General features: G+C 76.6%; 9 protein-coding genes. 3 read left to right on the top strand and 6 right to left on the bottom strand.

The genetic code is table 11. The features are described from left to right. Nucleotides 1-27 precede the first annotated feature (27 nt). Together RLT58_RS32660 and RLT58_RS32655 are read left to right on the top strand one after the other, a co-directional pair. Nucleotides 28-2,163, top strand: a complete 2,136-nt coding sequence (locus RLT58_RS32660) for a prolyl oligopeptidase family serine peptidase (RefSeq protein ID WP_311313955.1) — start codon at nucleotides 28-30, stop codon at nucleotides 2,161-2,163. Then, complete coding sequence (locus RLT58_RS32655) at nucleotides 2,160-3,275, top strand: glycosyltransferase (RefSeq protein WP_311313954.1); 1,116 nt, start codon at nucleotides 2,160-2,162, stop codon at nucleotides 3,273-3,275. Before RLT58_RS32660 ends, RLT58_RS32655 begins: the two co-directional genes overlap by 4 nt. A gap of 18 nt (nucleotides 3,276-3,293) precedes the next feature. On the opposite strand, the gene RLT58_RS32650 is transcribed toward RLT58_RS32655, so the two are convergent. From RLT58_RS32650 to RLT58_RS32625, 6 genes are read right to left on the bottom strand one after another with little or no spacing between them, the layout of a single operon-like run. Continuing rightward, complete coding sequence (locus RLT58_RS32650) at nucleotides 3,294-3,893, bottom strand: GAF domain-containing protein (RefSeq protein ID WP_311313953.1); 600 nt, start codon at nucleotides 3,891-3,893, stop codon at nucleotides 3,294-3,296. After that, nucleotides 3,890-4,750, bottom strand: coding sequence for a S8 family peptidase (locus tag RLT58_RS32645; protein WP_311313952.1), 861 nt, complete (start codon nucleotides 4,748-4,750; stop codon nucleotides 3,890-3,892). The genes RLT58_RS32650 and RLT58_RS32645 overlap by 4 nt, the downstream gene beginning before the upstream one ends. Beyond that, entirely contained in the window at nucleotides 4,747-7,908 is a 3,162-nt protein-coding gene (locus RLT58_RS32640) for an AAA family ATPase (protein ID WP_311313951.1), read from the bottom strand. The genes RLT58_RS32645 and RLT58_RS32640 overlap by 4 nt, the downstream gene beginning before the upstream one ends. Then, the gene (locus tag RLT58_RS32635; protein ID WP_311313950.1) at nucleotides 7,908-8,117 is read right to left on the bottom strand and encodes an aroma-sacti cluster domain-containing protein; all 210 of its coding nucleotides are present in this window, start codon (nucleotides 8,115-8,117) and stop codon (nucleotides 7,908-7,910) included. Before RLT58_RS32635 ends, RLT58_RS32640 begins: the two co-directional genes overlap by 1 nt. Beyond that, nucleotides 8,110-8,802: an iron-containing redox enzyme family protein gene (locus tag RLT58_RS32630; protein ID WP_311313949.1), complete on the bottom strand. Its 693-nt coding sequence runs from the start codon at nucleotides 8,800-8,802 to the stop codon at nucleotides 8,110-8,112. The genes RLT58_RS32635 and RLT58_RS32630 overlap by 8 nt, the downstream gene beginning before the upstream one ends. Further along, nucleotides 8,799-9,848: a radical SAM protein gene (locus RLT58_RS32625; protein WP_399131987.1), complete on the bottom strand. Its 1,050-nt coding sequence runs from the start codon at nucleotides 9,846-9,848 to the stop codon at nucleotides 8,799-8,801. The genes RLT58_RS32630 and RLT58_RS32625 overlap by 4 nt, the downstream gene beginning before the upstream one ends. A gap of 416 nt (nucleotides 9,849-10,264) precedes the next feature. Here RLT58_RS32625 and RLT58_RS32620 point away from each other — a divergent pair, with 416 nt between their 5' ends. Beyond that, on the top strand, nucleotides 10,265-12,190 hold the full coding sequence (locus RLT58_RS32620; protein WP_311313947.1) for an AfsR/SARP family transcriptional regulator: 1,926 nt from the start codon (nucleotides 10,265-10,267) through the stop codon (nucleotides 12,188-12,190). Nucleotides 12,191-12,193 lie beyond the last annotated feature (3 nt).

Raw genomic sequence — 12,193 nt, 5'->3', positions numbered from 1 at the left:
CGTGACCGTTCTCCCTGGAGCGCCGCGATGACCGTGTCCCCGCCCCGCGACGCCCGGCCGACGCCGGCCCGGCCCGGCTACCCGGCCGCGCCCCGCAGCGGCCCGGTGGAGGTGATCCACGGGCAGCCGGTGGCGGACCCCTACCGGTGGCTGGAGGATCCGGCGGATCCCGCCACCGCCGCGTGGGGCGCCGCACAGGATCTGCTCTACGCCGAGGAGGAGGCGCGCTGGCCGGACCGTGAGGCGCTGTACGGGCGGATGGCGGCGCTGCTCGCCGGGGGCGGCGCCCGGCCGCCGGTGCCGCGCGGCGGGCGGGAGTTCCATCTGCTCAGGCGGCCGGGGCACGAACTCGCGGTGCTCGCCGTCCGGGAGGACGGCCGGACCCGGGTGCTCCTCGACCCGCTGGCGGCCGACCCGTCGGGCACCACGGTGCTGGACGCCTGGGAGCCGTCCTGGGAGGGCGGCCTGGTCGCCGTGCAGCTGTCCTCGGGCGGTACGGAGCACTCGGTGCTGCGCGTGCTCGACACGGCGACGGGCGAGGTGGTGGACGGGCCCGTGGACCGGGTCCGCCGCTCCCCCGTGGCGTGGCTGCCGGGCGGCCGGGCCTTCTACTACGTGCGGCGGCTGCCGCCGGAGGAGACTCCCGGCGGGGCGGGCCGGCACCGGCGGGTGTATCTGCACGAGGTCGGCACCCCGGCCGGGCGGGACGCGGAGATCTTCGGCGCCGGACGGCCGGAGACCCAGTACTACACCGTGGCCACCTCCCCCGACGGCCGGCTCCTGGTCGTCGGCGCCAGCGAGGGGACCGCACCCCGCACCGATCTGTGGACCGCCGATCTGACGGCGAGCGCCCCGGACCGGCCCGCTCTGCGCCCCTTGCAGCACGGCACCGACGCCCACACCGTCGTCCGCCCCCGCCCGGGCGGCGGACCGCTGCTGCTCCGTACGACCGCCGGCGCCCCGCGCGGCCGGATCGCCGCGGCCCCGCCCGGCGCCACCGGCCCCGCACACTGGCGCACCCTGGTCGACGAGCGGCCCGGCACCGTGCTCCAGGACTTCGCGGTGCTGGACGGCCCGGCGCTGGAGCGGCCGCTGCTCGCGGTCGTACGCACCCGGCACGCGGTCGGCGAGCTGACCCTGCACGACGCCGGGACCGGCGCCCCGGCGGTCACCGTCCCCCTGCCGGGACAAGGCACCGTGACCGGACTGACAGCCCGTCAAGAGCCGGGACACGAGCTGTGGTTCGCGTACACCGACCACATCACACCCACCGTCGTCCTGCACTACGACGCGGTCAGCGGGCAACTGCGCCCCTGGCCGGGCGGGCCGCCGCCCGCAGCGCCCGTCGAGGGCGTGCGCGTCACCCAGGAGGCCGTGCGCTCCCGCGACGGCACCGAGGTGCGGATGTTCGTGATGTCCCCCGAGGGCCGCCCCGACCGGCCACGCCCCGCCGTCCTCACCGGCTACGGCGGCTTCGGCGCCTCGATGACCCCCGGATTCACCCCGCAGGCCCTGCCCTGGGTGCGCGCGGGCGGGGTCTACGCGGTGGCCTGTGTGCGCGGCGGCGGCGAGGAGGGCGAGGAGTGGCACCGGGCCGGGCGCCGCGAGCACAAGCACCACACCTTCGAGGACTTCGACGCCGCCGCCGACCATCTGCTGGGGGCCGGCTGGGCGGCGCCCGGACGGCTCGGTGTCCTCGGCAGCTCCAACGGCGGTCTGCTGGCCGCCACCGCGCTGACCCGCCGCCCGGAGACCTATGCGGCCGTCGTGTGCGCGGCGCCCCTGCTCGACATGGTGCGGTACGAGCTGTCGGGGATGGGGGCGAGCTGGCGCGACGAGTACGGCAGCGCGGCGGACCCCGCCGAGTTCGCCCGGCTGCTCGCGTACTCCCCGTACCACCGGGTGCGCGAGGGCGCCCGCTACCCGGCCGTGCTGCTGGCCGTCTTCGACGGCGACACCCGCGTGGACCCCGGGCACGCCCGCAAGATGTGCGCCGCGCTCCAGTGGGCGGGCACGGGGGCCGGGCCGGTCGTGCTGCGCACCGAGCGCGGCGTCGGCCACGGCACGCGCGGGGCCTCGCGCAGCGCCCGGCTGTACGGGGACGTGATGGCCTTCTTCGCCCACCACCTGGGCCTCGACCTGACGGGGAGCGTCCCGCGATGAACGTCCTTCTGTGCCCGCTCGGCGACCCCGGCTATCTCTACCCGGCCCTCGCGGTCGGCCGGGAGCTGCGCCGCCGGGGCCACACGGTGCGGGTCCTCGCCGGGCCGGGGGCCGCGTCCGCCGTGGCCGCCGCCGGACTGGAGGCGGCGCCCGTGCACGACGACACGGCGCTGTCGGTGAGCCATTGGACGGTGCGGGGCGCCGAGCAGTACACGACGGTGGCGGGTGCGGTCCGACGGCTGCGGCCCGATGTCCTGGTCACCTCCGTGCTCTGCCACGGGGCGCTGGTGGCCGCCGAGGCCGCCGGACTTCCGGTGGTGGTGCTCGGGCTGGCGGCCCATCTGTGGCCGTACCGGGGGACGGCGCCGGCGGACAGCTGCGGCCGGGAGTGGCGGCTGACGGAGACCCTCAAGCACTACCGGGCGGTCCGGGAGGCGGCCGGTCTCGCCCCGCGCCGCGACCGGTTCGAGGACACCCCGCTGCTCGGCACCGCCTTTCTGCTGCGCGGCCACCCCGTGATGGAGGTGCCGGGGGCCGAACTGCCCCCGGCCGTGCGGCATGTCGGCCCCTGCTGGTGGGAGCCGGAGCCGTCGGCGGCCGAACCGCTGCCGGGCTCCGGGCCATTGGCTTACGTGCATCTCGGCCGTACCTTCGGCGGCACCAGCCTCTGGCCGCGCCTGAACGCCGCCTTCACCTCGGGCACGCACCGGGCCGTCGTGGAACTGGGCCGCTCGGGCGCCCCCGAGGCCGCTCCGGGCGCCGATCTCACCGTGGGACGCCGCCCCTGGATGGGGCCGCTCGTGGCACGGTCCGCGCTCGTCCTGACCAATGCGACGTCCGCCCCCGTGCTCGCCGCGCTCCTGTACGGCAAACCGCTGCTCGTGGCCCCCAACGGCTCGGAGCAGCAGGTCCTGGCCGCCGCCTGTCTGCGCGCCGGGGTCGCCCGGACGTTCCCGGAACGCGGCGCGCCCGCAGGCGAGTTGCGCGCGGCGGTCGACGACACCGCCCGTGATCCCGGGGTCCGGGCGCGGGCGCAGGAGGTCGGCGGTCTGCTCGCCGACGGCAAGAGCGAGACGCGCGCCGCCGACCTGGTGGAGTCGGCGGCGCGCTGACGCCGTGCCCTGCGGGTCTCACCCCTGGGGCGGCATCCCGTCGAGGAGTACGTCCCGCAGCGCGGTCACCAGTTCCAGGCTCCGGGCGCGGAGCGCCGCCGGGGCCTCCTCCTGACGGCGGTCGATGACGACGGCGAGCGCGGCTGCGGCCTGCCGGGCGAAGAGGGCGAGCAGGTCGAGCTCGGAGAGGCTGGACCGGGACTGCTGGGCGGGGTCGAGCACTTCGAGCACCCCGAGCACCCGGTCGTGGTGGGCCAGCGGCGCCGCCATCAGCGCGTCCGGCACATAGCCGGTCGACTTGGCGACATCGCGGGCGAACATGCCCTGTTCGCGCAGGTCGTCGGCGACCATCGGCTCGCCCGAGACGAGCACCCAGCCCGCCAGTCCCCGGCCGGCCGGGAACCGGGAGCCGACGAGGGATTCCTCGCCCTCCCCGGCCACCGCCTGGAAGACCAGCTCGTCGGCGTCCTGGTCGTGCAGCAGGACGGAGCTGGCCGCCGCGCCGAAGATGGCCCGCGCGGTCTCGACGACGGACTGCAGCAGATCGCGCTCGGCGCTGCCGGGCCGTGTCGCGGGGCCCGCGCCGGTGGCGGGGACGAGGCCGTGGGACTGGCTCATGATTCACCTCGGGTTCCTGGTTCGCCGATACGTACGTTCGCGGCGGAGAGGTAGAGCGCGTGCTTGATCTGGAACGGCGTCAGCTTCGGCCTGCTGCCGAGCAGCCGGGCGCACATCCCGCTGATGAAGGGGGTGGCGAAGCTGTTCCCGGTGGTCCGGATGGTCTTGCCGCCCGTCCAGGCCACCTGCACGTTCTGGCCGGGCGCGAAGAACTCCACGGGCGGTGCGGGGTTGTAGAGGAAGAGGCCGGAGTCGTCCTCGCGGTGGGTGCCGACCGAGATGACGGACGAGAACCGCCACGGGAAGCTCTCCACCGGGGTGTTGTGCGCCGACGCCACCAGCGTGGTGCCGGTGAAGAACGCCTGGTCGGCCAGGGAGCGCAGCGTTTCGAGGAACTGGGGGCGGGTGGTGGAAAGGCTGAGGTTGACCACGTCGAAGCCCTGGTCGACGGCCCAGCGCAGCCCGGTCAGCAGCGCGTCGCCGCTGCCGGTGAAGCCCTCCCCCAGCACTCGCACGCTGTACAGGGCGCAGTCCGGCGCCACGCGCCGGACGATCCCGGCGCAGGCCGTGCCGTGCCCGCAGGCGTCGCCTGCGCCGTCGGGCAGTGGACCGCTGTCGACGACGTGCAGGCTCCCGTCGGGTGCCGGGGCCACCTCGTAGGAGCCCTGGACCGCGCCGACCGAGGGGTGCCCGCACTCCACCCCGGTGTCCACCACGCAGACCCGCACCCCCGCGCCGTCCGACCACGCCGAGGGATCGGCGGGCAGGTCGGGCACGGTGTCGGCGAGCATCGTGAGGTCGTCGGGGGTACGGTCGCGCAGGCTCCAGGTGAGCCCTCCTGCCGTCCCGGTGGTCATACGCTCCTGCCTTCCCGCCCGGCCGGGGGGTCCGTGTTCCGGGCCCCGGCCGCGCTGTCGTCGGCGAACGCGGCCGCGCGGTCCGCGCCGAGCCGGTGTCCCTTGGCGGCGAAGTGCCGCTGCGCCGTGCGCGCCTCCCGTGCCGCGTCGCCGGGCCGGCCGAGCGTGCGCAGCGTGTGTGCGAGGTCGAGCGCGGCGGTGGCGCGCACGACCGGGGAGTCGGTGCCCTCGGCGGCCTCGGTGGCCCGGCCGGCGCAGGCGCGCGCGGCGGCCGGGTCTCCGGCGAGCGCGAGGGCCCGGGCCCGCAGCCCGTCCGCGTCGGCGGACTCCGCCGGGGGCAGGCCGGCTTCCTGGGGGTCGGGCAGGGCCAGCGCCTCGGCGGGCTCACCCCGGTCCAGCAGGATCCGGGCCCGCTCGCGGGCGATGCCGGGCAGCGCTCCCGCGGCGCCGAGTCCGCGCCCGGCGCGGGCGGCCTCGGCGAGGAGGTCGAGCCTGCGCCCGGGTGTTCCGGTCAGGGCCTCGACCTCGGCGGCGAACAGCGGGACGAACAGGGCGCTCTCCGCGTATCCGAGGCCGCCGGCGAGCCGCGCCGCCTCGGCCAGCCGCTCGTGCGCCTCGTCGGTGCGGCCCTGGAGGGCGAGGAGTACGGCCAGCGGGCAGGCGAGGGTGGCCCGGACGGTCGGCCGGCCGGCGCCGTGGGCCGCGAGCAGTTCCTCGCAGCGGGCGACGGCCTGTGCGACCGGGGCCGGGCCCCGCCACAGGGAGATGCCGAGCGCGCCGAGCGCCAGGGCCCGTTCGGGTTCGGCGTCGGCCAGGCCCGCGTGGTCCAGGGCCCGGCCGAGGAGGGCTTCGGCCTCGGCGTGCCGGCCGCGCCGCTGGCGGTCCTGGGCGATGCGGACGCAGGCGCGGGCGATGCCCTGGTCGTCGCCGGCCGCCGTGAACAGGCCGAGGGCGCTCTCGGCCACCTCGGCCGCGGAGCCGTGCCGGGGGTCGAGGGCGGTCAGCGCGAGCCGGGCATGGGCGGCGCCCAGCCGGTCTCCGGCCCGTTCCGCCGTGTCGAGGGCGCCCGCCAGCAGTTCCCGGCCGCGTGCCGGTTCGCCGCGCGCGACCTTCGTCTCGCCCAGGCGCCGGGCGGCCTCGGCGGCGGCCGGCTCGCCGGGGGCGGCGAGGTCGAGGCCCTGGGTGAGGAGGTCGTCGGCCCAGGGCAGGTCGGAGCGGGCCAGGGCGGCGGTGCCGGCCCGGGTGAGCAGCCCGGCGGCGCGGGCGCGCAGCGCGTCGGTGCCGTCGTCGCGCAGGCCGAGTTCGGTCAGCAGCCGGTGGGCGCGGGCCAGATGGGTGCCGACGGCCGCGTCCCCCGCGTCGTGCCGGACGAGGACCCGGGCGGCGTCCTCGTGGCGCCGGGCGCGCACCTTCTTGGCCATGCCCCGGTAGGCGGTCTCCTGGACGAGGGCGCTGCCGAACCGGAGCACGGAGCTGGTGGCCAGGGTGCGGCCCCCGGCCTCGATGAGCCGGCGCCGTACGAGACCGCGCAGCAGCCCGGCGGCGGACTCCGGCGGCCCGGCGTCCTCGGCGCCGGCCAGTTCGGTGAGGTCGGCGCGGCCGAACTCGCGTCCCAGGACGGCGGCCAGCTGGAGCAGGGTCCGCTCCTCGGGAGGAAGCGCGTCGATACGGGCGCCGAGCAGGGCGTGCACGGTGAGCGGCAGGTCGTCGCACTCGGCCGCCATGGCGGTCAGGTGTTCCAGGTACAGCGGATTGCCCTCGGCCCGGTCGAGGGCGCCTTCCAGGACGCCCTGCCGGTGGGCGGCCACCTCGACCAGTTCGGCGGCGAGCGCGGCGGCCTCCTCCCGGGTGAGCGGGGTGAGCATGAGCGAGGCGGAGCGCATCCGGCCGCTGCCCCAGCCGGGGTGGGTCTCCAGCAGTTCGGGCCGGGCGGCGCACACCAGGGCGACCGGGGCGCGGTCGAGCTCGTCGAGGAGGCGGCCCGTGAGGTCGAGCAGCGGGGCGGACGCCCAGTGGCAGTCGTCCAGGACGAGCACCACGGGCCGTTCCCGGGAGAGCCCGTCCAGCAGGCAGGCCAGCGCCATGAGGGTGTCGTCCTCCGAGGGGCTGGGGGTGCCGTCCGCGAGCAGCCCGCCGCGCAGCAGGCGCAGCGCCTGCCGGGCCTCCGTCCGCTCCTGGCCGGGCAGCCCGGCGAGCCCGGCCTCCTCCCCGACGGCGGCGACCACCTGGCGTACCGCCTCGGCCAGCGGGGCGAGGGTGCCGGTCTCGCCGTAGGGGCGGCAGCGGCCCTCGCCGTACGCGGGGCAGTCGCGCAGCCATTCGCGCAGCAGGCGGGTCTTGCCGAGGCCCGCCTCGCCGTAGACGGTCACCAGGTGCGAGCGGGGGTCGGCCTCCAGCTTGCGCAGCAGCAGGCGGAGTTCGGCGAGTTCCTGTGCGCGGCCGATGAAGGGGGTGTCGAAGCGGCGGACCCGTTCCGGGTCGTCCTCGTGCAGGGCGAGCAGGCGGTGGGCGGGGACGGGGGCGCCGACCCCCTTGAGGGAGAGCGCGCCGGCCGGTTCGGTGACCGCCGAGGGCCCGGCGGCGCGCAGGGTGGCGGGGCCGATCAGGATCTCGCCGGTACCGGCGTGCTGTTCGAGCCGGGCGGCGATGTTCACCACCTCGCCGGAGACCAGGGCCTGCCCGGCGGCGGGGTCGGCGCTCACCACGACCTCACCGGTGTTCACGCCGATGCGGACGGCGAGGCGCACGCCGTGCTCGCGCTCCAGCTCGGCGTTGAGTCCGTCCAGACCGGTGACCATGCCTCGGGCGGCGGCCAGGGCGCGGTGGGCGTCGTCCTCGTGACGTGCGGGGACGCCGAAGACCGCCATCACGGCGTCGCCGATGAACTTCTCCACCGTGCCGCCGTGTTCCTCGATCCGGGCGCGCATCAGCGCGAAGTACCGGAGGGTGACGGTGCGCAGGGTCTCCGGGTCGAGCCGTCCGGACAGGGCGGTGGATCCGACCAGGTCGCAGAAGACGAGGGTCACCACCCGGCGCTCCTCGGCCGCCGCACCACCGGCCGCGGGCACACAGGGGGTGCCGCACCGGGGGCAGAAGGCGGCGCCGTCCGGGGGCGGTTCGGGGCACTTGGGGCACGTGGTGCGCGCGGTCCCGGTCATCAGAACAGCGCTCCGCCGGCGATCTCGCTGTGGGCCTGCACCTCCGGCTCGGCCGCGTCAAGGCGCTCCTTGAGCCCCAGCAGCAGGGTCAGTTCCTCCGCGCTGAGGTCCTGGAGCACTTCCCGCTGCTCGGGCGAGAGGCTGTGCAGCGGGAATCCGGCGTCCTCCAGCGCGCGGAGGCGGTCGCGGTCGTGCGCGTGCTCATTCATGGGCGCTCTCCGATGGGTGGGGTGCCGTGGCGATGCGGTCGAACAGCTCGGCGAGGGCGGCGACCGTGTGCAGCGCGCTGACCGCGACCAGCGAGCGCTGCGCGGGGTCCAGCGGCAGGCGGTCGATCAGCCGGTCCAGATCGGCGCTGTGCCCGTCGTCGAGGTCCGCGTGGAGGCGTACGGTCTCGAACGCGGCGTGCGGGAGGCCGGTCTCCCGGGCCAGCCGGGCGGCCAGGCCCGGGGCCGGCGCGTTGCCCTCCAGTACGGCGATGTAGCCGAGCAGGGCCACCGGGTGGCTGTGCTCGATCCAGTAGTACTGGGCCCCCACCAGGGCGGCGATGTGGGCCGGCGGGGTGGGGGCGGTCAGTGCGCCCGGGGTGGTCCCGGCCGCCGCCGCGTCGGTCAGCAGCCAGTCGTCGTGGCCGCGTTCCTCCTCGGCGTGGGCGCGCAGGTAGCGGGCGAGGGGCGGTGCCACGGGGTCGTGCGGGAGCGCCTCGCAGCGGGCGGCGGCCCGTTCCATCAGCGGGACGGAGGCACGGATCACCTGGTGCATGGCGCGCAGGTAGTGCCGGTAGCGGCCGGGGAGCCCGGCGTCGGCGTGCCACATGCGGGCGGCGGCGGTCCGCAGGACGGGCTGGACGAGGGAGAGTTGGGCGCGCAGGCCCGCCAGGGCCGTGGGGCTCATGGGGACGTCTCCTCGTCGCCGGGGCCGCCGAGCAGGACGAGCGGCGCGTAGGGGCCGCTGCCGTAGCGCCGCAGCAGCGCGGCGGCGCCCGCGTCGCGCTGGAGGCGGGCACCGAGGGTGTCCATCGCACCGGCGGCCGGGCGGGACCCGGCGCGTTCGGCGGCGTCCAGCTCGGCGGGCCGCCGGGCCAGGCTGCGGCAGTCGGCGCAGGACCCGGCGCCGGCGGTACGGATGGTGCGCAGCACGGGTGAGTCCTGGCAGCGGCGCCGGATGGCCTGCCAGTCGTCCACGGCGATGTGTCCCAGGCGCAGATGGTCCGGTACGGGGCGGGCGTCGACCACGCGCTGGTTGCAGCAGGCCGTGACCGTGCCGTCGAAGGCGACCACCGGCCAGGCCGCCATCGCGCAGGGGGCCGGACGCTGCCCGGTGCCTTCGGGCGGGACCTGGCGGGCGGTGGCCCAGCTCGCCGCGCGCCCCGCCGGCCGGACGTGGTTGACGAGGACGGCGGCGCGGTCGCGGAACTCGGCGCGTATCGACGCGGTGATGTCGGTGAGATACGGATCGTCGGCCGACCGGCCCACCGCGTGGAAACTCACCTCGATTCCGCTTTCCATGATGCGGTGCACGGCCCGGAAAGCGGCCGCGCGCGGTACTTCGCGTTCATGGAATACGTCGATGCTCGCGGAGAAGTGGTCGATGTGCCGAAGGGCGCGCATGATGCGGGCGGGTACTTTCCCGTCGGTCGCGAAGAACATGCCGCTGAGTACCGACGTCCGGGTGCCGGCCGATGCCGCGAGCCCGGCGAGGCCGTCGACGAGCGCGGGCCGCAGCAGCGGTTCGCCGCCCGTGAGCATGAGGACCTCCGGACGGTCGCCCGGGGTGAAGCCGCCGACGAAGCGGCGCAGGGCGTCGGCCGGGGTGTCCTCGCCCCGGGGGCCCGAGGACGTGGAGCAGTGGGCGCAGCTCAGCGGGCAGCGCCTGGTGAGGGTCGCGAGCAGCCCTGCGGCCGGTACGGGACGCAGCTCGATGATCTCCGCCAGTCGCATCGCGTCACCTCCGTCGGTCACCGGGACATGCGGTGCCAGGGTGTGCGGCGCCGGTTCGGTGGCGGTTGGTGTCCGGTTCGGCGGCGGTACGCGCTGCGGGGCCGCCCGGCCGTCCGAGCGGCCGAACATGGCCGTTCGCTTAGTCCGCATATGAGGCTTTGTGCCGTGTCTATCCCGGCGGGTGCGTTGCTGCATGCACCTTGAGCCACGCTCGAGCCCATGGCACCGCCCCCGGCTTGTGCGCATGCTGTGAAGAACGGAATGAATTCCTTCGAATTCCCGGCCGCTTCACCGCTCTTCCCGGCTCCTCGCGGATTCGCTCACCCCCCGACCCGCTCCCCGGAGGCTTTCGTGCACGGAATTGCTCTCTTCTCCCCGAACTCCGACGACACCGGCTGGGGAAGGGGCTGAGGGAAATGACCGACACTTTCACGGAAAGCCGCAGGGAGACTGTTCCCGGGATTCCGCGCGAGAGCACCGGCACCACCGCCCTTCTCCGTCTGGACCTTCTCGGCCCGTTGCGCGCCTCCCGCAACGGCCTGCCCCTGCCGCTCGGCCCGCTGAAGCAGCGCCTCGTCCTGGCCGTCCTGCTCACCCGGCCGAACACACCGGTCTCCATGGAGGAACTCACCGACGCCGTCTGGCCGGACGACCCGCCCCGCACGGCCCGCAAGAACCTCCAGGTGTACGTCTCGACGCTGCGCCGGGTGCTCGACCCCGACGATCTCGGCCGGCTGAGCCACGGCCCCGGCGGCTACGTCCTGCACCTCGGCGCCGACGAGTGCGACAGCCTGCGGTTCGAGGAACTCGCCCGGCGCGGCGACGCGGAGGTCCGCGCGGGCGCCCCGAGCCGCGCCGCGCGGCTCTACCGCCAGGCGCTGGACCTGTGGCGGCACGACCCCTTCAGCGATCTCGCGGCCCGGGCCGATGTGCTGCGGGCCGCCGTCGAGCGGCAGCACACCCGCCGGCTCGCCGTGTACGAGGCTTGGGCGGAGGCCCAGTTGGAGGCCGGTGAGCCGGCGCCGGTCGCCGACACCGTGGACGAGATGGTGAGCCGCCACCCGCTGCGGGAGCGGCTGCGCGCGGCCCAGCTGACCGCGCTGCACCGGGTCGGGCGCAGGACCGAGGCGCTGGCGGCGTACGACGACTGCCGCCAGCAGCTCTCCCGGGAACTGGGACTGGAGCCGGGCGGGGCGCTGCAGAGCGCCTACCGCGCCCTGCTGGAGGACGTGGCCCCGCTCCGGCCGCGCGGCGGACCCGCCGGGCCCCGGCTGCTGCCGCCCGACCTCGCCGACTTCACCGGACGGACCCCCGAGCTGGAGGCGGTCGCCGCACAGCTGAGCTGCGAGGGCGGGCCCCCGGTGCTGCTCACCGGTCCGGCCGGGGTCGGCAAGACGGCCCTCGCCGTGCATGTCGCGCACCGCCTGGCCGCACGCTATCCGGACGGGGTGGTCGCCACCCGGCTGTGCGCCGAGGACGGTTCCACCCGGCCGTGGGCCTCGGTCCTCGCGGAGCTGGCGCGCTCGCTGGGGTGCGCCGAGCGGCTGCCCGCCGACCGCGAGGAGGCCGCCACCGTCTGGCGCTCCTGGCTGTCCGGGCGCCGGATCCTGCTGGTCCTCGACGACGCGCCCGACGCCGCCGCGCTCGGCCCGCTGCTGCCGCCGTCGGGCCCCACCGCCGCCCTGGTCACCTCCCGCAGCCGGCTGCCATGTCTGGAGTCCGCCTACCGCACCGAACTCCCGCCGCTGTCCGCCGAGGAGGCGCTCGACCTGCTCGGCGGGATCGTCGGCCGGACCAGGCTGGCCGCCGAGTACGCCGCCGCCGTACGCATCGTCGCCGCGACCGGGCTCCTGCCGTTCGCCCTGCGGGCGGCCGGGAACCGGCTGGCCGTGCTGCGCCACATGCCGCTCGGGCAGTACGCGGACCGCCTGGAGCACCCTTCGGAGGCGCTGGACGAGCTCGCGTCCGGCGGCTTCGGGGTCCGCGCCCGTCTCGCCGGCGCGTGGGCCCGGCTGCCCGTCCCCGCCCGCGCCACCCTCCGTGCGCTGGCCGCGCTGCCGGACCCGGCGTTCTCCCTGCGCACGGCCGCCCGCGCCCTGAACCTCGACGGCCGGAACGCGCAGCGGGCGCTGGAGGGCCTGATCGACGTCGGCGTCCTGGCGCCGCCGTCCTGCCCCGAGGTGACCGCGCACTCGGCGGCGGGCGCGGAGACCGTCCACTACGAACTGCCTTGGCTGACACTGCTGTTCGCCCGGGAGCAGGCGGCCGCGCCGGGCGGGCCGAGGCGGGCCCCGTCCGACGCGGCGCCGGGGCCGCCCGCCGCCGGGCACCCTGCGCGGTGAGGC

It is taken from the genome of Streptomyces sp. ITFR-16, assembly GCF_031844705.1.
Lineage (GTDB): Bacteria > Actinomycetota > Actinomycetes > Streptomycetales > Streptomycetaceae > Streptomyces.
Note: the sequence above shows the minus strand (reverse complement) of the source record. Positions and strands in the feature narration are given on the sequence as shown.

Excerpts from the sequence above, each read along its gene's own strand:
- RLT58_RS32630 (WP_311313949.1), bottom strand. The coding sequence starts at position 8,802 with ATGAGCCCCACGGCCCTGGCGGGCCTGCGCGCCCAACTCTCCCTCGTC.
- RLT58_RS32660 (WP_311313955.1), top strand. The coding sequence starts at position 28 with ATGACCGTGTCCCCGCCCCGCGACGCCCGGCCGACGCCGGCCCGGCCC.
- RLT58_RS32625 (WP_399131987.1), bottom strand. The coding sequence starts at position 9,848 with ATGCGACTGGCGGAGATCATCGAGCTGCGTCCCGTACCGGCCGCAGGG.
- RLT58_RS32635 (WP_311313950.1), bottom strand. The coding sequence starts at position 8,117 with ATGAATGAGCACGCGCACGACCGCGACCGCCTCCGCGCGCTGGAGGAC.
- RLT58_RS32640 (WP_311313951.1), bottom strand. The coding sequence starts at position 7,908 with ATGACCGGGACCGCGCGCACCACGTGCCCCAAGTGCCCCGAACCGCCC.
- RLT58_RS32650 (WP_311313953.1), bottom strand. The coding sequence starts at position 3,893 with ATGAGCCAGTCCCACGGCCTCGTCCCCGCCACCGGCGCGGGCCCCGCG.
- RLT58_RS32645 (WP_311313952.1), bottom strand. The coding sequence starts at position 4,750 with ATGACCACCGGGACGGCAGGAGGGCTCACCTGGAGCCTGCGCGACCGT.
- RLT58_RS32655 (WP_311313954.1), top strand. The coding sequence starts at position 2,160 with ATGAACGTCCTTCTGTGCCCGCTCGGCGACCCCGGCTATCTCTACCCG.
- RLT58_RS32620 (WP_311313947.1), top strand. The coding sequence starts at position 10,265 with ATGACCGACACTTTCACGGAAAGCCGCAGGGAGACTGTTCCCGGGATT.